Here is a 17,806-nt window from a genome sequence, read left to right as displayed (position 1 = left end):
GTGACACCGTGCGGCTGCCGCCGCGGCCGCGTCGCGCCGCAACCTCCGCGCGGGTTTCGACACGGGCGCCCTACTCAACCCGCCAGCGCGGCCTTCACGGCCGGCAGGATGCGGTTCCAGCGCGGGTCGAACGTGCCCGGGGCCGGGTACGCCATGCGCTGGCTCACGTAGCCGAACGACACCCCCGAGCCGAGCTGCGCGAACCCGAGGCGCCCGCCCATGCCCGAGTGACCGAAGGACCCGGGGCCGAGCATGGGGTTCTCGTAGTTGCTGATCTCGAAGCCCACGCCCCACACCTGCTGGGTGCCGCTCTCCCACGGGTCCGCCCCCGTGCCGGGCTTGCGCACTCCGCCCGCCTGGTCGCTCGCCGCCTCCGCGACGGTCTCGGGGCCGAGCAGCCGCACGCCGTCGACCTCCCCGAGGCAGGCCGCGTACATGCGCGCGAGAGAGCGCCCGTTGGTGATGCCGTTGCCGGCCGGGATCGTGGCACCCCGGAACCGCGGCTGGTTGAACGGCTCGCTCCCCTGCACCCCGCCCACCCGGCGGAACAGCGGCATGAGCTGCACGCCCGAGAGCGCCGTCGAGCGCCAGATCGCGGGCTCCTCGGGAACGGTCACGACCGGTCCGAGCTCCACGTCGTCGGTGAGGCCCGCCAGATACTGGCTCTCGGCAGAGGCGGGCTGACCCACCCAGAGGTCCAGCCCCAGCGGTCGGGAGATGTGCTCGTCCACGTACTCGCCGAACGGCTGGCCGGATGCCCGCCGCACGACCTCCCCGACCAGGAACCCGAAGCTCAGGGCGTGGTACGCGAAGTACTTCGCCGTGTCGTACTGCGGCGCCTGTGCCGCGAGAGTGGACGTGGCCACGTCCCAGTCCGCCACGCCGAGGATGTCGTCGATCTCGATGACGGGAAGTCCCGCGCGGTGCGAGGCGAGCTCGCGCACCGTGATGCGCTCCTTTCCCGCCGCCGCGAACTCGGGCCAGTAGGTCGCGACCGTGGCGTCGAGGTCGACGACGCCGCGCTCGACGAGCTGGAGGAGCGCGATCGCGGCGACTCCCTTCGTCACGGAGAAGCCGATCGTCACCGAGTCGCGCTCCCACGCGCGGCCCGTGAGCGGGTCGGATCCGCCCCACACGTCGACCACGGGCACGCCGTCCACGGTCACCGCGAGGCTCGCCCCCGCGTCCAGTCCCTCGGCGATGTTCTCCGCGAACGCGTCGCGCACCCCCGCCCAGGCCGGATCCGTCTCGCCGTTGACAACCACACCGTCGTTCATGGCTATAGTCTACGTCGAAGTGCCAAAGCGCTTTATCACTTTTCGAGTTCGAGCCTGGAGTTGCGATGACGCAGTCCCGCCCCGTCGTCACGACGATCCCGCCCAGCACCGCCGCCGCCGTCGGGCTGCCCGACGGCCGCGGGTTCGCGGTCGGCTCGGGGGTGCACTCGTGGACGTTGTAACACGCTTCCCCTCGCCCGACATCGAGGTGGTGGGCGCCCTCGACCTCGAGCCCTCGGGCGGGGCCGCCCGCATCCGCCGCCTGCCGGCGTGGACCCGGCGCCAGGTGCCGACGGAGAACTTCGCCTTCGTGCTGCGCATGACCTCGGGAGTGCGCCTCGCGTTCGACACCGACGCGGACGAGCTCGAGCTCGTCGCCGACATCATCGGCATCAACCCGTACGGCGCGGTGCCCGTGCCCGCCGTGGTCGAGCTGCTGGTCGACGGAGCGCCCCGCGAGCGGCTCGTGGTGCCTCCCGACCGCATGACGCTCGTCGAGCCCGCGCACTACTCGGTCGAACGACAGGCAGAGCCCCTCAGTCTCCGATTCACCGGCCTCGGCACCGCGCCCAAGTCCATCGAACTGTGGCTTCCGCACACGGCCGCGTGCGACCTCGTGGCGCTCCGGTCGAGTGCGCCCGTGCGCCGCACCGCCGAGACGCGGCGGCGGTGGGTGCACCACGGGTCGTCGATCAGCCAGGGCGGCGAGGCCGAGGCCCCCACCGAGACGTGGCCGGCGCTGGCCGCCGCGCGTGCGGGCGTGGCCGTGCACAACCTCGGCTTCAGCGGGAACGCGGTGGGCGACCCGTTCGTCGCGCGCACCATCCGGGATCTGCCCGCCGACGTGCTGAGCGTCGAGATCGGCATCAACGTCGTCAACGCCGACCTCATGCGGCGGCGCTTCTTCGAGCCGGTGCTGCACGGGTTCATCGATACCGTGCGCGACGGGCATCCGGATGCCCCGCTCCTGCTCATCGGGCCGATCCCGTGCCCGGCCGTCGAGACGGTGCCGGGTCCGACGGTGTGGGACGACGCGTCCCGCACGACGGGCACGGCGGGCGACCCCCGGCAGCTCGCCGAGGGCGGCTTGAGCCTGACGGGCATCCGCGAGTCGATCGCCACGGTGCTCGCCGCGCGCGCTGACGACCCGCATCTGCACTACCTCGACGGGCGCGTGCTGCTCAGGCCGGAGGAGACTGACGACCTCGAGGACGGGCTGCACCCCAACGCGCGCGCGTACCGGCGGATGGGCGAGCGCTTCGCCGCGACCGCGTTCGGGCCGGGCGGTGCGCTAGCCCGGGTGCGCTAACCGCGGTGCAGCGGGCGCCGTCTAGCGGGCCGCGATGAAGAAGCCGATGACGGCGAGTGCGACGATCGCGGCGGCAGCGGCGAAGTAGAACGGCGAGAGGCCCTGGCGGCTCTTGCTCTCATTGCGGATCGACATTGCTCCTGGTTTCGGGTCAGGCGGAGAGCGGGTCATCTCCTGCTGCGAATCTAGAGTGTGGGCACAAGTGCGGACAAGGTGTGTCCCCCACCCACTTCGGGGGACATGAACGCAACTCACCAAATATTCGGAGCGGGGCCGCCACCGGATTGGCCCGTTAACGACGGTGAGCCGGCGCCTCGGGTGGCTGCCGGCTCGTCGTCGGATGGAACAGAGGTGGTGCCCTAGGACATGAGCGCGACCACGGCGGCGATGGCCACGAGGGCGATCGTCATTCCGATGGCGGCGATGAAGAAGGGCGAGAACGCCTTCTGCTTCGGCGCCGCCTGGTCGATAGTGCTCACTCGGGTTGTCCTGTCAATCGTTTCGGTACTCATGCGATGGTCCTGGATTCGGGTTTCCTGGAAGAGATCGGGTATCTCTTGAATCAATCTTCGCTGTCGGCACTAGGGGGGACAAGCCATGTACCCTCCCCACAACGGGGGCAGCCGATATACCGGCCCTGGCCCCCGAGTTTCCGGCGTTCTCGTCAATCGGGGGACGGGTTGGCTCCCGCATGAGGAGTACCGGCATCATGGAGGACAAAACGGGGTACAGGGATGCCCCGGCAGGCGATCCCGTGCGCATGCCCCCAGTTCGGGGCGAGACGACGAAATCCGCAGGTCGAACCGTCGAAAAGCGCTCTGTTCTGACTCAGGTGCAGCACTTTGTGACGGTTCGCCCGCGCGGGGGCGACGGTTTACTCCGCTACCGCGACCAGCCCCAGCTCGGCCGGGGAGGCCAGCAGCGCGTTCTGCGGCACCACCCGCACCGTGTAGCCGAAACTGCCGGCGCGGGCGAGCGGCACGGTGCCCGCGAAGGTCACGGGTGCACCGGGCTCCGACGCGAGGGCGAGCGGGGCGTGCTGCACGTCCTCGAGGCGGTCCCCGTCGCGCGCGCGGCCGTAGACGACCTCGACGGCGAGATCCTCGGGCGCCAGACCGCCGGTGTCGATGGTGGCGCGCAGGTGCAGGTCGTCGCCGACCTGCGGCACGGCGTCCACTCCCCCGGACTCCACGTGCGTGACGTGCACGTTGGGCCAGGCCGCCGTGACGCGGGCCTTCCACGCCGCGAGGTCGCGCGCCGGCTGCCAGGAGCTCGCGCTGATGGTGTGCTCCGCGGCGGCCGCCGGGATGTAGAGGCGCTCCACGTACTCCTTGACCATGCGGTCCGCGGAGAGCGCGGGCGAGAGCGTCGCAAGGGTGTGGCGGATCGAGTCCACCCAGCGCTTCGGCACGCCGTCCGCACCGCGCTCGTAGAACCGCGGCGCGATCTGGTGCTCGATCAGGTCGTACATGCTGTCGGCCTCGAGCTTGTCGCGCTCCGCGCCGTCCCCGGCGGAGTCGGCGGACGGGATGGCCCAGCCGTTGTCCTCGTCGTAGAACTCCGCCCACCACCCGTCCAGGATCGACAGGTTGAGCGAGCCGTTCAGCGCCGCCTTCATCCCGGACGTGCCGCAGGCCTCGAGCGGGCGCAGCGGGTTGTTCAGCCAGATGTCAGTGCCGGGGTAGAGCAGTTTCGCCATGCCGATGTCGTAGTTGGGCAGGAACACTATGCGCTTGCGCACCTCCGGCTCCATGCTGAACTCGACGAGCTTCTGGATGAGGCGCTTGCCCTCGTCGTCGGCCGGGTGCGACTTCCCCGCGATGACGAGCTGGATCGGCCGCTCCGGGTGGAGCAGGAGCGCCCGCAGGCGGTCCTGGTCGTGGAGCATGAGCGTGAGGCGCTTGTACGTGGGCACACGGCGCGCGAAGCCGATGGTGAGCACGTTCGGGTCGAGCAGCTCGGAGAACCAGGTCGGGTCGCCCACGCCGGGGTTCTGCTCCTGCCAGGCGGCGCTGACGCGGCGGCGCGCATCGGTGACCAGCTGCTCGCGCATCCGGCCCCGCACGGCCCACAGGTCCGCGTCGGAGACGGCCTTCGCCGAGGCCCAGTCGACCGCGGTGGTGTCGACGGAGCCGAACTTCTCCTGCGCGAGCTCGAGCATCGCGGGGTCGGTCCAGGTGGGGGCGTGCACGCCGTTCGTCACGGAGGTGATCGGCACGTCGTCCGCGTCGAAGCCGGGCCACAGCTCGCCGAACATGCCGCGCGAGACCTCGCCGTGCAGTAGGGAGACGCCGTTGGCGCGCTGGGCGAGCCGCAGGCCCATCACCGCCATGTTGAACATGGCCGGGTCACCGCCGGCGTAGTTCTCCTCGCCGAGGTTCACGACGTCCGCAACGGCCACCCCGGGCAGGAGGTCCGTGGAGAAGTACCGCGTGATCATCTCGATCTCGAACCGGTCGATGCCGGCGGGCACGGGCGTGTGGGTGGTGAAGACGGTTCCCGCCCGGACGACCTGCAGCGCCTCCGCGAAGCCGAGGCCGTCGCCGATGAGGTCGCTGATGCGCTCGAGGCCGAGGAATCCGGCGTGCCCCTCGTTGGTGTGGAACACCTCGGGGAACGGGATGCTCGTGAGCTCGGTGTACGCCTTGATCGCCCGCACGCCGCCGATGCCGAGGAGCAGTTCCTGCAGCAGCCGGTGCTCGCCGCCGCCGCCGTAGAGGCGGTCGGTGACCGTGCGCAGCGAGTCGTCGTTCTCCGGGATGTCGGTGTCGAGCAGCAGCAGGGTGATGCGGCCGACCTTCACCTGCCAGACGCGCGCGTACAGGGCCTTGCCGTCGGGCAGGGAGAGCGCCACCTGCGCCGCGGTGCCGTCCGGGTGGCGCAGGACGCTCAGCGGCAGGCCGTCCGGGTCGAGGACGGGGTAGCTCTCCTGCTGCCAGCCGTCGCGGGAGATCGCCTGGCGGAAGTAGCCGGCGCGGTAGAAGAGGCCGACGCCGATGATGGGCACGCCGAGGTCCGACGCGCTCTTGAGGTGGTCGCCGGCGAGGATGCCGAGGCCGCCGGAGTACTGCGGGAGGGCGGCGGCGATGCCGAACTCGGGCGAGAAGTAGCCGATCGAGGCTGGCGCATCGGTGAGCGACTGGTACCAGCGCGGCTTCTCCAGGTAGTCGTGGAGGTCGTCGACGAGGGTCTTCGTGGTGGAGACGAACGCGGCATCCCGGGCCAGTTCGTCAAGCCGGGCGGGGCCGACGGCGCCGAGGAGGGCTATCGGGTCGTGGCCGGTGACCTCCCAGAGCTCGGGGTCCACCGACCTGAACATCTGGCGCGTGGGCTCGTGCCACGACCAGCGCAGGTTGCTCGAGAGCTCGTCGAGCGCGGAGAGCGACTCGGGCAGGACTGTGCGGACGGTAAACCGGCGGATGGCTTTCACCCGAACCACCCTAGGCCAGTGGGATAGCCCGGATGTAAAGCGCTTGCAACCCCCACCGGTATCCTTCGGTGACAAACTACGAGGGAGTAGCGTCGAAGCCGTGACTACCGACACCGAGCACATCGACTACGTGCCGCGCCTGGGCCGCATCCCGATCCGCTACCTGACGCCGCAGCAGCCCGAGAACCGATGGCCGTCCAAGGCCTTCGCCGGCGAGGTGGTGCCCTTCGGCGCGACAGTCTTCCGCGAGGGCCACGACCTGCTGGGCGTGCACCTCATCATCACGGACCCGAGCGGGGTGTGGACAACCCACCGGATGCGCCCCGTCGCGCCCGGCACCGATCGCTGGCAGGCCGACGTGGCGCTGCCCGTCGCGGGCACCTGGACCTGGCGCGTGCGCGCCTTCGCCGACGAGTGGGCCACGTGGCTGCACAACGCCGAGATCAAGATCCCGGCGCGCATCGACGTGCCGCTCATGCTGCAGATCGGCCGCGGACTCCTCGCCCGGGCGGGCTCGCGGAAGGTGGTCCAGGACGCGATCGCCGCCTTCGACGACCCGGCACTCTCCGCCGAGAACAAGCTCGCCGTCGCGCTCGACCCCAAGCTGGCGCTCGCGATCGACGCCAAGCCGCTCGCCGCGCTCGTGACGGACAGCGAGTCCCTCGACCTGCGGGTCGAGCCCGCGCGCGCCGGCGTCGGCAACTGGTACGAGTTCTTCCCGCGCAGCGAGGGCGCCAAGCAGGCCAAGGACGGCACCTGGACCAGCGGCACGTTCCGCACCGCCGCGAAGCGCATCCCCGCGGTCGCGGCGATGGGCTTCGACGTGCTGTACCTGCCCCCGATCCACCCGATCGGCGAGGCGTTCCGCAAGGGGCCGAACAACACCCTCGACCCGAAGCCGGGCGACCCGGGATCGCCCTGGGCGATCGGCGGGGCCGCCGGCGGGCACGACACCGTGCATCCCGATCTCGGCGATCTCAAGGACTTCGCCTACTTCGTCGGCGTCGCCACGAAGCACAACATCGACGTCGCCCTCGACTTCGCGCTGCAGGCCTCCCCCGACCACCCCTGGGTCGCCGAGCACCCCGAGTGGTTCACGACCCTCCCGGACGGCTCGATCGCGTACGCGGAGAACCCGCCGAAGAAGTACCAGGACATCTACCCGATCAACTTCGACAACGACCCGGAGGGAATCCGCGAGGAGGTGCTGCGCCTGCTGCGGCACTGGATCGGGCTCGGGGTGCGCATCTTCCGGGTCGACAACCCGCACACGAAGCCCCTGCAGTTCTGGGAGGTCGTGCTGCACGAGATCAACGCCGAGTTCCCCGACGTGGTGTTCCTCGCCGAGGCGTTCACGCGGCCGGCGATGATGCAGTCGCTCGCGCAGGTCGGTTTCCAGCAGTCGTACTCGTACTTCACCTGGCGGAACACGAAGGAGGAGCTCGCCGAGTTCTTCGAGTCGATCTCGCACGAGACCTCGGGATGGTTCCGGCCGAACCTCTTCGTGAACACCCCCGACATCCTCACCGAGTACCTGCAGTTCGGCGGCCCCGCCGCCTACAAGATCCGCGCGACGCTCGCCGCGACGGCCTCGCCCAGCTGGGGCGTCTACGCCGGCTTCGAGCTGTACGAGGATGTCGCGCGCCCCGGCAGCGAGGAGAACATCGACAACGAGAAGTACGAGTACAAGGCCCGCGACTGGGCTGCGCACGAGAAGGCGGGCGACTCGCTCGCGCCGTACCTGCAGCACCTGAACCTGATCCGCGCGGCGCACCCCGCCCTGCGGCAGCTGCGCAACCTCGACGTGCACTGGAGCGACGACGAGTCGATCCTCGTGTACACGAAGTACCTCGCCGCCGAGCACAACGGCGGCGCCGCGGACGCCCTCATCATCGTCGCCAACGTCGACCCGCACTCGGTGCGCGAGACGACTGTGCACCTGGACCTCACGCGCATCGGCCTTGCCCCGGATGCCCGGTTCCAGGTCACCGACCTCATCACCGGCGCGACCTTCGAGTGGGGCATGGACAACTACGTGCGCCTCGACGCGTTCGGCGAGCCCTGCCACATCCTGCACGTTCACACCGAGCCCCCCAAGAACACCGAGCCGACGAAGAAGGGCCGCTGATGGCTACCAAGAAGGTCGCTCCGGACCTGCCCGAGCTGCATCCCGACCACATCGGCTCACTCGCGAGCGGCTCGCACCCCCGCCCGCACGACGCCCTCGGGCAGCACCCGGTCGACGGCGGGTTCGTCATCCGCGCCGTGCGGCCCCTCGCGTCCGCGGTCACCGCGGTGCGCGCCGACGGCAGCCGCATCGCGCTGTCGCACGTCTCCGACGGGCTGTGGCAGGGCTTCGCGCCCGCCCCCGGGCAGGCCTACCGGCTCGAGACCGAGTACGAGGGCGGACCCACCTGGACCGCGGACGACCCGTACCGCTTCGTCCCCTCCGTGGGCGAGATCGACCTCTACCTGTGGGGCGAGGGCCGCCACGAGCAGCTCTGGCACGTGCTCGGCGCACACTTCCGCCCGCACGAGGACGTCATCGGCACGTCGTTCAGCGTGTGGGCCCCGCACGCCCGCGCGGTGCGCGTCGTCGGAGACTTCAACGACTGGAACGGGGTCGGCCACGCGATGCGCCGCCTCGACGACAACGGCGTCTGGGAGCTCTTCGTGCCCGGGCTCGAGCCGGGCGTCGCGTACAAGTTCGAGCTGCTCACCCCGTCTGGCGAGTGGGTCAAGCGGGCCGACCCGATGGCGCGCTACACCGAGGTGCCGCCGCAGACGGCCTCGAAGGTCGGGCAGTCGCTCTACGAGTGGGGCGACGGCGACTGGATGGCACGGCGCGCGGCCACGGACCCGCACAACTCCCCCATGAGCGTCTACGAGCTCCACGTGGGCTCCTGGCGCCCGGGACTCGACTACCGCTCCCTCGCAGACGAGCTCATCGCCTACCTCCAGCAGACCGGGTTCACCCACGTCGAGTTCATGCCGCTGGCCGAGCATCCCTTCGGCGGCTCGTGGGGCTACCAGGTCACCGGGTACTACGCGCCGACGTCGCGTTTCGGGCATCCGGACGACCTCAAGTACTTGATCGACAGGCTGCACGGCGCCGGCATCGGCGTGATCATGGACTGGGTGCCGGGGCACTTCCCGAAGGACGAGTGGGCGCTCGCGAAGTTCGACGGGCAGGCGCTCTACGAGCACAGCGATCCGCGCCGCGGCGAGCAGATGGACTGGGGAACCCTGATCTTCGACTTCGGCCAGTCGCAGGTGCGCAACTTCCTGGTCGCCAACGCGCTGTACTGGCTCGAGGAGTTCCACATCGACGGCCTGCGCGTCGACGCCGTGGCATCCATGATCTACCTCGACTACTCCCGCAAGGAGGGCGAGTGGCTGCCGAACAAGTACGGCGGGCGCGAGAACCTCGAGGCGATCAGCTTCCTGCAGGAGGTCAACGCCACCGCGTACAAGCGCAACCCCGGCATCGTCATGATCGCCGAGGAGAGCACCTCGTGGCCCGGCGTGACCAAGCCGACCGCGGAATCCGGACTCGGCTACGGCCTGAAGTGGAATATGGGCTGGATGCACGACTCCCTGCAGTACATGCAGGAGGACCCGATGTACCGCTCGTACCACCACAACGACATCACGTTCTCGTTCATCTACGCGTTCAGCGAGAACTTCCTGCTGCCGATCAGCCACGACGAGGTCGTGCACGGCAAGGGCTCGCTGCTGCACAAGATGCCCGGCGACCAGTGGCAGAAGCTCGCCAACGTGCGCGCCTACCTCTCGTTCATGTGGGCGCACCCGGGCAAGCAGCTTCTCTTCATGGGCAGCGAGTTCGGCCAGCCCTCCGAGTGGAGCGAGGAGCGCGGACTGGACTGGTGGATTCTCGACCAGCCCGTCCACCAGGGGCTGCTGTCGCTCGTGTCGTCGTTGAACGCGGCCTACCGCTCCCACCCGGCGCTGTGGGAGCAGGACAACGACTCCGCCGGCTTCGAGTGGATCGACGGCGGCAACTCCGCGCAGAACGTCGTCGCGTTCCTGCGCTGGTCGCGCTCCGGCGCCCCCCTGGTCGGAATCTTCAACTTCAGCGGAACCCCCATCGGCCCCTACCGCGTCGGCCTGCCCTTCGCGGGCGTCTGGGACGAGGTGATCAACACCGACGCCACGGAGTTCGGCGGCTCGGGAGTGGGCAACTACGGCTCGGTCACCGCGACGGACGAGCCGTTCCAGGGGCGCCCCGCGTCGGTGGAGCTGACCCTGCCGCCGCTGGGCGGCCTGTGGCTCGCGCCGCGGGGGTAGCGGGCGGACGAGACAGGCCTACTGCTCGTCGTCGAGCCGTTTCGCGAGCACCGTGCCCGGCTTCACCGTGAGCATCGAGCGCAGCACGGAGCGGCGGCCGAGGGCCGCCGGGGCGGCGTCTGCCGCGCGCAGCAGCTCCTTGGTGCGGGGATGCCGCAGCTCGTAGCCCGCGAAGTCGAAGAGTGTCGAGTACCCCGCGTCCTTCTCGAGCGTGACCGTGCGCGAGCTGCGCAGCCCCAGCACCAGCGCGGCCACGATCGCGGCGAGCGACAGGCCAGCTAGCACGAGGCTCGCGGGAGGGGCGAGGAACAGCGCGACGACCCCGAGCACGAGCGCAGCCACCCAGGCCACGCGGCCCCAGACGTCGAGCTCTGCAGCGGTGCGGCCCGGGACGAGCATCAGTAGAGCAGGCCCGTCAGGCGGCGGCGGGCCGCGATCACGCGCGGGTCATCCGCGCCGGCGATCTCGAAGTACTCGAGCACGCGCGTGCGCACGGTGTTCTTGCCCGCGGCGTCCAGGGTCGGGAAGAGGTCGAGCAGCCGCCCGAACGCGTCGTCGAGGTGGCCGCCGCTCACGTCGAGGTCGGCGACCGCGAGCTGGGCGGGGAGGTCGTCGGGACCGGAGGCGGCCGCCGCACGGACTGTCGCGGCATCCGCACCCTCCAGGCGCGCCAGCAGGGAGACCTGGGCCAGGCCGGCGACCGCGAGCTGGTCGCGCGGGTTCTGCGCGATCGCGGTCTCGTACTCCTTGATCGCCGTCGCGAAGTCGCCCGCGGCGATCGCGTCGTAGGCCTCCTGGTGGTGCGGGGGCAGCGGCTCCTCGACGGGCTCGGCCGGTTCGGCAGAGTCGTCGGCCGACACCGGGATGGAGCCCTGCACGCCGTTCTGCGCGGCGAGCTGCAGCACCTGCTCGATCACGTCCCGCAGCTCGGCCTCGGGCAGCATGCCGGTGAAGAGCTGGATGGGGCGGCCGCCCACGACCGCCGCGACGGTCGGGACCTGCTGCACCTGGAAGGCCTGCACGAGCTGCGGGTTCGCCGTCGCATCCACGGTCGCGAGGGCGACACGACCGCCGTACTGCGCGACCAGGCCGCCGAGGGAGGGCTCGATGCCCTGCCCGAAGAACTCGACGATCACGGGGACCGTCGACGAGAGGTCGAGGATGCCCGTGAAGGTGGCGTCAGACGCCGAACGCACTACACCGCCCGCGCCGGCAGCCGGCGCTCCCCCGGCGGGTGCCGGAGGGCGCACGAGCGACGAGAGATCCACGGCTCCGCGAAGATTCGCGCCGCCGAGTGGTGCGTTGGTCATCCGACCTCCCCTGCCTTGACAAGGCCCTGCGTGTAGCCGAGCAGAACGATCTTCGCATCAGTGCCGGCCGGCGGCACGTAGAACAGCAGCTGATCGCCGTAGGTCGCGATCACGCCCTTCGTGCTGATGGCGAGGCCGGAGAGCGCCTTGACCTGGCCCGACGGGTTTACCGCCGCACCTGCCTCCACGGGCGTCACCGTCGTGATCTCGTTGAGGTTGACGGCGATGAGTGCGCCCGCGTCGTTGGTCGCGAAGGCGATCGCGTCCGCGGCGCCCAGGGCGTGCCCGAAGGTCACGGTCGCGGTCGACGGGAGGTCGGCGCGCACCTTGGCCTTGTACGTGACACCCACGCTGCTGCGCAGGCTGTCGCCCTCGGCCTCGAAGTCGAGGTATGCGTCGCTGTCGACATCCTTCTCCAGGATGTCGGCGTAGCCGAGCGCGAGCTCGTCGGGCGAGAGCCTGAGCACGGAGCTGTCGTCGGCGAGGCGGGAGGTGCCGAGCGCGGCGGGGGCGACCTTCGGCAGCACGGCGGAGGGCTCGAGGGTGACCGCGTAGGAGACCTTGTAGTTCGAGCGCGGGTCCTCCTGCTCGAGGAAGATCGCGAGCGGCGGGATGGTCGAGTCCTTGTCGTCCTGGATGACGGCGAACACGGTGCGTGGCCAGGTGTCGGTCTGCTGCGGCAGGGTCACCTTGACCGGTCCCGCGGGGAAGGCAGCCAGCGCCGGCTGCGAGGAGTCCGCCGTCGTGATCGCGTAGTTCGCGACCCGGAGCTCGAGCGCGGCACCCTGGAAGCGGGTGCCGAGGAGCGTGGCATCCTTGTCGGCGTCGGCCTTGGCGGCGGTCGCACTGATGTCGGCGACAATGCGCTGCACCTGGCGGACCGTCGCGGCGGGCGGCGGGACCTCGGCGCCCTCGGGCACAGCCGTCGGGCTCGCTGAGGGGCCGGTGCCGGTCGCCAGGTCGGCCGTGCAGCCGGCGAGCACGAGGGCGCCGACGAGGACCAGCGGGATCGCGATCATGCCCGCCGCGGAACGGCGGCCGGTCGACGGCTTCTCGATGGCGGCCTTGCGGCTCGGCTTGTAGAGGGGCTTGCGCGGCACCTTGGGCATCTTCTGCGGCTTGCGGCGCGGTCCGCGCGAGCTGCGCATGTGGTTGGTGGCCCACAGCAGGAACGCGAGCCCGAGGAGCAGCGCGACGGCGCCGGCGATGATCAGCGGGCCTGCCCACGGCGTCGAGTTGTCGAGCGGCCAGGAGATCGCGACCTTCGACGGCGCCGGCTTCACCCCGTCGGAGATGACGATGAAGGAGATGTCGGCGGGCACCTTGACCGTGAGGCCCAGGGAGTCGGCGCGGGCGTACTCGTCGAGCCACAGGTCGGAGCCCTTGATCGTGGGCACCTCCTTCTCGGCGCCGGGAACCAGCTTGCTCGTGAGCTCGCCCGTCTCCTTGTCGAAGCCGATCTCGGTGTACTCGGTGTCGCCGATCCAGGCGAGCACGTCGGTGGTGCGCCCGTAGGCGGCGATGATCTCGTCAGCCCCGGAGAGGGTGACGGTCTGGGAGCCGTCGTACGCGTTGAGCGCTGCGCCGTCGATGACGGTCACGGCGGCCCCCGTGGACGACGTCTCCGAGAGGTGCACCTCGTCGGGCTCGAGCAGGATGGTGCGCTGGGCGATGCCGGCGCCGATCATGACGGCAGCGACAACGAAACTGACAATGGCGAGAACGAACCGCACGGATTACTCCTTTCGTGTTGCCGGTAGGACCCATAGTCCTCAACACCCCTCCGCCGCATTCAGGCGGGCGCTCGCACTAGGGACGAGAGGAAGGGCTCACGCACAAGCGCGGATGGCAACAACAAAGACGTTCAAGAATAGCGGACGCCCTTGGACCGGCCTAACCCATGGTCTGGGAAGTTGCTGGGAGTGAGGTGGGAGCGGTCGCCGTTTTGCCCGTCCCCCGAGGGGGATAAACTCGCCTGATCCCCCCTTCGTTGCTAGGAGAAGCCATGGCCGCAGACGACACGACCTTCAGCACCGAGATGCGCGGCTACCGCAAAGAAGAGGTCGATTCCGCGATCCAGGAGCTGCGCCGGGAGCTCATCAAGGCCAACGCCGACCGCGCGGAGTCGGCGAAGGAGGTCAAGCGCCTCCTCGCCGTGAACGAGGACCTGCAGGCCGAGCTCGACGAGTCGGGAAGCCCCACCTACGCCGGCCTCGGCACCAAGCTCGAGAACACCCTGCGCGTGGCCGAGGAGCAGTCGACACGGCTCATCAGCCAGGCCGACATCGACGCCGAGAACCTCCGCACGTCGACCGCGGCCGAGATGGCGAAGCTGCGCGCCGAGACCGAGGCGCAGTCGAAGCGCATCACGGATGACGCCACCGCCGCCGCGACGAAGCTCCTGGCCGACGCCCGCGAGCAGGCCGACACGCTGCTCTCGCGCACCCGCTCCGACGCGGAGGCCCTCACGGCGGACGCGACCCGCGAGGCCGCAGCCCTCCGCGGCGCCGCCGCCACCGAGGCCGCCGACGCGCGCACCACCGCCAAGCGCGAGGCAGCAGCCCTGCGGGCCGAGGCCGAGCGCGAGGTCGCCGAGCTGCGCGCGACCGCCACCCGCGAGGCCACGGAGGCGCGGGAGGCCGCCGCCGAGCTCGCGCGCGACGCCGAGAAGGGCCGCGCCGACTACGAGAACGAGAACGCGAGGCTGCGCGCCGACCTGGCCCGCGATCTCGAGCAGGGGCGCACCGACCTGGCGCGCGAGCTCGAGACCGGCCGCGCCGAGCTCGAGGCGGAGATCCGCACGGCCCGCGAGGCCCTCGCGAACGACACCGCGGCGGCGCAGGAGAAGCTGGCCAACGACACCGCTGCCGCGCAGGAGAAGCTCCGCGTCGAGACGCAGGCCGCGCGCGCGAAGCAGCAGGCCGACGCCAAGGCGGCGGCCGACGCACTCGCCGCCGACACGGAGGCGGCGCGAGCGGCACTCGAGGCCCAGACCACCGGGGCGCGCGACGCCCTCCAGGCGGAGACCGAGGGTGCGCGCGCCGCGCTCGAGGCCGAGACCTCCGGCGCCCGCGCTGCACTCGCCGCGGAGACGGCCGGCGCCCGCACCGCACTCGAGGCCGAGATCACCGGCCGCAAGGCCGAGCTCGAGGCCGAGATCACCAGCCGCACGGCAGCGCTCGAGGCCGAGGTCGCGAGCACGAAGGCCGCGCTGCAGTCCGAGGTCGAGTCGACGCGAGCGGCACTGGAGCAGGAGCTGGCCTCCGCGCGCGCAGAGCTCGAGCACGAGCTCAGCACCGGCCGGGCCGACCTCGAGGCGCGCACCCTGGCAGCGCGCAACCAGCTGACCTCCGAGAGCGCGTCGGCGCGGGCATCCCTCAACGCGGAGATCGCCGAGAAGCAGGCAGCACTCAACGCGGAGATCACCGAGCGCCGCGCCGCCCTCGAGGCGGAGGTCGCCGAGACTACCGCGCGCCTCGCGAACGACGTCGAGAAGCAGACTGCCGACCTCGCACGCGACATCGCCCGCCAGCGCGCACAGCTCGCGAGCGAGACCGAGACCACCCGCGCCGCCCTCGCCCACGAGCGCGACGAGACCCGCTCCACCCTCGAGCGCGAGGCGACGGATGCCCGCGCCGCCCTCGAGGCGGAGCTCTCCGCCCGCCGCGACGAGGCGGAGAAGGAGGCCCTCGCCAAGCACCAGGAGGCCACCGCGCAGACCCAGCAGTACCTGGAGGAGGCGCAGGCGCAGCTCGCCGAAGCCGTGCGCCAGGCCGCCGCGAAGCGCCAGGAGGCCGCCAACCTCGACACGACCGCCAAGAACGAGGCGCGCGCCGTGCGCGAGGCGGCGGCAGCCCACGCCAAGGAGCTGGTGGACGCGGCCGAGGCCCGGGCCACAGCGCTCACGGACGACGCGGAGCGCCGCAGCACGCAGCTCGTTTCTGACGCCGAGGAGCGTCTCGCCAAGATTAGGATGGAGCGCGACACGGTGGCCGGATACTTCGAGAACCTTCGGGGCGTCCTGTCCGAGGCCGAGAAGGTCGCCTCCGAGTCGTAGCTCGTTCTCCTTCGCTGTCTCCGACAGCCCCGACGACTGAGGTGCCGCCGTGAAGATCCAGAACCCGTTCCGCCTCGGCCTCTTCGGCGGCCTCGGAGTGCTCGTCGCCGTCGCCATCGGCGCGACCGTGGGCAACCTCGCGACGATCCTCACCTACATCGGCGCCGCGCTGTTCCTCGCGCTCGGCCTCGACCCGCTCGTCACGTGGCTCGAGAAGCACAAGTTCCCGCGGCCGCTCGCGATCGTCACGGTGCTCGTCGCCGTGCTCGGCGTGTTCGTCGGCCTGGTGTTCGCGATCATCCCCGTGATCACCGAGCAGGTGAACAAGGCGGTCAAGGCCGTGCCCGGCCTGATCAACGGCTTCCAGGACGGCACGATCGCGGAGAACATCCAAAACGCCCTGCCGTGGGTCAACGTCAAGGACATCGTCAAGGGAATCAACGAGTGGTTCACGACGCTCGACTTCACGAGCATCGGCGGCGGCGTGCTCACGGTCGGCATCGGCATCGCGACGGGCGTCACCGGCGCCGTGGTCGTCCTGATCCTCACCATCTACTTCGTGGCCTCGCTCTCCAACCTCAAGCGCGGCCTGTACCAGCTCGTGCCGGCGTCCAAGCGGCCCAAGTTCATCGACCTCGCCGAGCAGGTCGCGGCCGCCGTGGGCCGCTACGTGATCGGCCAGGGCTCGCTCGCGCTCGTGAACGGCGTGCTGTCGTTCATCGTGCTCACCCTGATCCTGCCGCTCTTCGGCCTGCCGATCAGCTACTCCGCGCTGCTCGCGTTCATCGCGTTCCTCGGCTCGCTCATCCCCCTCGTCGGCACCGTCTCCGGCGCGGCCGTGATCACCCTCCTCGTGCTCATCTTCAACGGCCCGCCGAGCGTCATCGTCGTGGCCATCTACTACCTCGTGTACATGCAGGTGGAGGCGTACTTCCTCAACCCGCGCATCATGGCCCAGGCGGTCAAGGTGCCCGGCGCCGTCGTGGTGATCGCGGCTCTGGCGGGCGGCACCCTGCTGGGCATCCTCGGCGCGCTCATCGCCATCCCCGTGGCGGCGGCGATCCTGCTCATCATCAACCAGGTCGTCGTGCCGAGGCAGAACGACCTCTAGTAGGCGGTCGGCAGGGGCAGTGCTGCGGGATTCACCCGCGCCACGATCTCGCTGAGCACGCGGTAGGTCTGCGCCTCCCCCACCCACAGGTGGCGGCCGCCCTCCACCGCGACGAACTCCGTCTCGGGCACCACCGCGAACCGGGCTGCGGCCTCGGGCGGGCGCAGGAAGTCGTCGAGCTCCGGCACGACGGCCACGAGCCGCTTGCCGCTGCCGGCCCAGGCGGCGAGCTCGGCGTCGGTGGTGCGGCGCAGCGGCGGCGAGAGCAGGATCGCGCCCTCCACCGGCTGGGCGAGGCCCCACTTGAGGGCGACCTCCGTGCCGAACGACCAGCCCAGCAGCCAGGGATGCGGCAGCTCCCGCTCGCGGACGAAGTCCATGGCCGCCTGCAGGTCGAAGCGCTCGTCCACGCCGTCGCCGAACTCTCCCTGCGATGTGCCGCGCGGAGAGCTGACCCCGCGGAAGTTGAACCGCAGCACCGCAACGTCGGCGAGGGCCGGCAGTCGCGCCGATGCCTTGCGCAGGATGTGGGAGTCCATGAAGCCGCCGTGCGTCGGCAGCGGGTGCAGCGCCACGAGGGTGGCGACCGGGTCCCCCGACTCCGGCAGCGCCAGTTCGCCGACGAGGGTGAGGCCGTCACCGGTGTGCAGCTCGATCTCCTCGCGGATCGCGGGAAGCTCGGTCGCGCTCTTGATCTCGTCGGGCATCAGGGCCTGATCTTCCAGCAGTGCAGGTGCCAGTGCCTGCGGCCCGCAAGGTCGTCGGCCTCGCCCATGATGCCGTCGGCTCGCCACGTCACGGTGTGGGCGATTCCGGGCTCGATCTCGAGCCCGCACCCTGGGCAGATGTAAACCTTGACGGCGTTGCCCGCCGACAGCGGCTGCACGTTCCACAGCCCGTCCCGCTTCGAGACTGTCGTCTTCGCCCCGAGCAGCGCGCGGGAGAGGTCGAGCTCCGGCTCCTCGCCGCGGCTGCGGCGCGGTCGGTTGGAACGAGGCATACGT

12 protein-coding genes are annotated in these 17,806 nt (G+C 70.7%); 5 read left to right on the top strand and 7 right to left on the bottom strand.

Features of this window, described 5'->3' with window-relative positions; genetic code table 11:
- Positions 1–74: 74 nt before the first annotated feature.
- Complete coding sequence (locus tag AC1RTC_RS00840; RefSeq protein ID WP_493153559.1) at positions 75–1,277, bottom strand: serine hydrolase domain-containing protein; 1,203 nt, start codon at positions 1,275–1,277, stop codon at positions 75–77.
- Between the two features lie 169 nt (positions 1,278–1,446).
- Here AC1RTC_RS00840 and AC1RTC_RS00835 point away from each other — a divergent pair, with 169 nt between their 5' ends.
- A complete protein-coding gene (locus tag AC1RTC_RS00835) occupies positions 1,447–2,586 on the top strand; it encodes a GDSL-type esterase/lipase family protein (protein WP_493153558.1) in 1,140 nt (379 codons plus the stop codon).
- A gap of 874 nt (positions 2,587–3,460) precedes the next feature.
- On the opposite strand, the gene glgP is transcribed toward AC1RTC_RS00835, so the two are convergent.
- A complete protein-coding gene (gene glgP / locus AC1RTC_RS00830) occupies positions 3,461–6,016 on the bottom strand; it encodes an alpha-glucan family phosphorylase (protein WP_493153557.1) in 2,556 nt (851 codons plus the stop codon).
- Between glgP and AC1RTC_RS00825 the strand changes: the two genes are divergently transcribed.
- Positions 6,006–8,144 carry a maltotransferase domain-containing protein gene (locus AC1RTC_RS00825; RefSeq protein WP_493153556.1) on the top strand — a complete coding sequence of 713 codons (2,139 nt, stop codon included), beginning with the start codon at positions 6,006–6,008 and terminating at the stop codon, positions 8,142–8,144. The two genes, glgP and AC1RTC_RS00825, sit on opposite strands and share 11 nt — an antisense overlap.
- Positions 8,144–10,324, top strand: a complete 2,181-nt coding sequence (glgB, locus tag AC1RTC_RS00820; protein ID WP_493153555.1) for a 1,4-alpha-glucan branching protein GlgB — start codon at positions 8,144–8,146, stop codon at positions 10,322–10,324. The genes AC1RTC_RS00825 and glgB overlap by 1 nt, the downstream gene beginning before the upstream one ends.
- Positions 10,325–10,342: 18 nt before the next feature.
- Here glgB and AC1RTC_RS00815 read toward each other — a convergent pair whose 3' ends face one another.
- From AC1RTC_RS00815 to AC1RTC_RS00805, 3 genes are read right to left on the bottom strand one after another with little or no spacing between them, the layout of a single operon-like run.
- Positions 10,343–10,723: a hypothetical protein gene (locus tag AC1RTC_RS00815; protein WP_493153554.1), complete on the bottom strand. Its 381-nt coding sequence runs from the start codon at positions 10,721–10,723 to the stop codon at positions 10,343–10,345.
- A complete protein-coding gene (locus AC1RTC_RS00810; protein WP_493153553.1) occupies positions 10,723–11,634 on the bottom strand; it encodes a tetratricopeptide repeat protein in 912 nt (303 codons plus the stop codon). The genes AC1RTC_RS00815 and AC1RTC_RS00810 overlap by 1 nt, the downstream gene beginning before the upstream one ends.
- Positions 11,631–13,367 (bottom strand): DUF8094 domain-containing protein, encoded by a 1,737-nt coding sequence (locus AC1RTC_RS00805; protein WP_493153552.1) that lies wholly within the window; start codon positions 13,365–13,367, stop codon positions 11,631–11,633. The genes AC1RTC_RS00810 and AC1RTC_RS00805 overlap by 4 nt, the downstream gene beginning before the upstream one ends.
- Positions 13,368–13,639: 272 nt before the next feature.
- On the opposite strand from AC1RTC_RS00805, the gene AC1RTC_RS00800 reads away from it, so the two are divergent.
- Positions 13,640–15,691, top strand: coding sequence for a hypothetical protein (locus AC1RTC_RS00800; protein ID WP_493153551.1), 2,052 nt, complete (start codon positions 13,640–13,642; stop codon positions 15,689–15,691).
- Between the two features lie 49 nt (positions 15,692–15,740).
- A complete protein-coding gene (locus AC1RTC_RS00795) occupies positions 15,741–16,802 on the top strand; it encodes an AI-2E family transporter (RefSeq protein ID WP_493153550.1) in 1,062 nt (353 codons plus the stop codon).
- On the opposite strand, the gene AC1RTC_RS00790 is transcribed toward AC1RTC_RS00795, so the two are convergent.
- Entirely contained in the window at positions 16,799–17,509 is a 711-nt protein-coding gene (locus tag AC1RTC_RS00790) for an alpha/beta hydrolase (protein ID WP_493153549.1), read from the bottom strand. The two genes, AC1RTC_RS00795 and AC1RTC_RS00790, sit on opposite strands and share 4 nt — an antisense overlap.
- On the bottom strand, positions 17,509–17,802 hold the full coding sequence (locus AC1RTC_RS00785) for an Rv1322 family protein (protein ID WP_493153548.1): 294 nt from the start codon (positions 17,800–17,802) through the stop codon (positions 17,509–17,511). The genes AC1RTC_RS00790 and AC1RTC_RS00785 overlap by 1 nt, the downstream gene beginning before the upstream one ends.
- Between the last annotated feature and the right edge of the window lie 4 nt (positions 17,803–17,806).

This window comes from Rhodoglobus sp. GW821-FHT12B09, assembly GCF_058809925.1.
Note: the sequence above shows the minus strand (reverse complement) of the source record. Positions and strands in the feature narration are given on the sequence as shown.

Coding starts and splice junctions, on each gene's coding strand:
- AC1RTC_RS00840 (WP_493153559.1), bottom strand. CDS start 1,277: ATGAACGACGGTGTGGTTGTCAACGGCGAGACGGATCCGGCCTGGGCG.
- AC1RTC_RS00825 (WP_493153556.1), top strand. CDS start 6,006: ATGGCTTTCACCCGAACCACCCTAGGCCAGTGGGATAGCCCGGATGTA.
- glgB (WP_493153555.1), top strand. CDS start 8,144: ATGGCTACCAAGAAGGTCGCTCCGGACCTGCCCGAGCTGCATCCCGAC.
- AC1RTC_RS00815 (WP_493153554.1), bottom strand. CDS start 10,723: ATGCTCGTCCCGGGCCGCACCGCTGCAGAGCTCGACGTCTGGGGCCGC.
- AC1RTC_RS00810 (WP_493153553.1), bottom strand. CDS start 11,634: ATGACCAACGCACCACTCGGCGGCGCGAATCTTCGCGGAGCCGTGGAT.
- AC1RTC_RS00800 (WP_493153551.1), top strand. CDS start 13,640: ATGGCCGCAGACGACACGACCTTCAGCACCGAGATGCGCGGCTACCGC.
- AC1RTC_RS00790 (WP_493153549.1), bottom strand. CDS start 17,509: ATGCCCGACGAGATCAAGAGCGCGACCGAGCTTCCCGCGATCCGCGAG.
- AC1RTC_RS00785 (WP_493153548.1), bottom strand. CDS start 17,802: ATGCCTCGTTCCAACCGACCGCGCCGCAGCCGCGGCGAGGAGCCGGAG.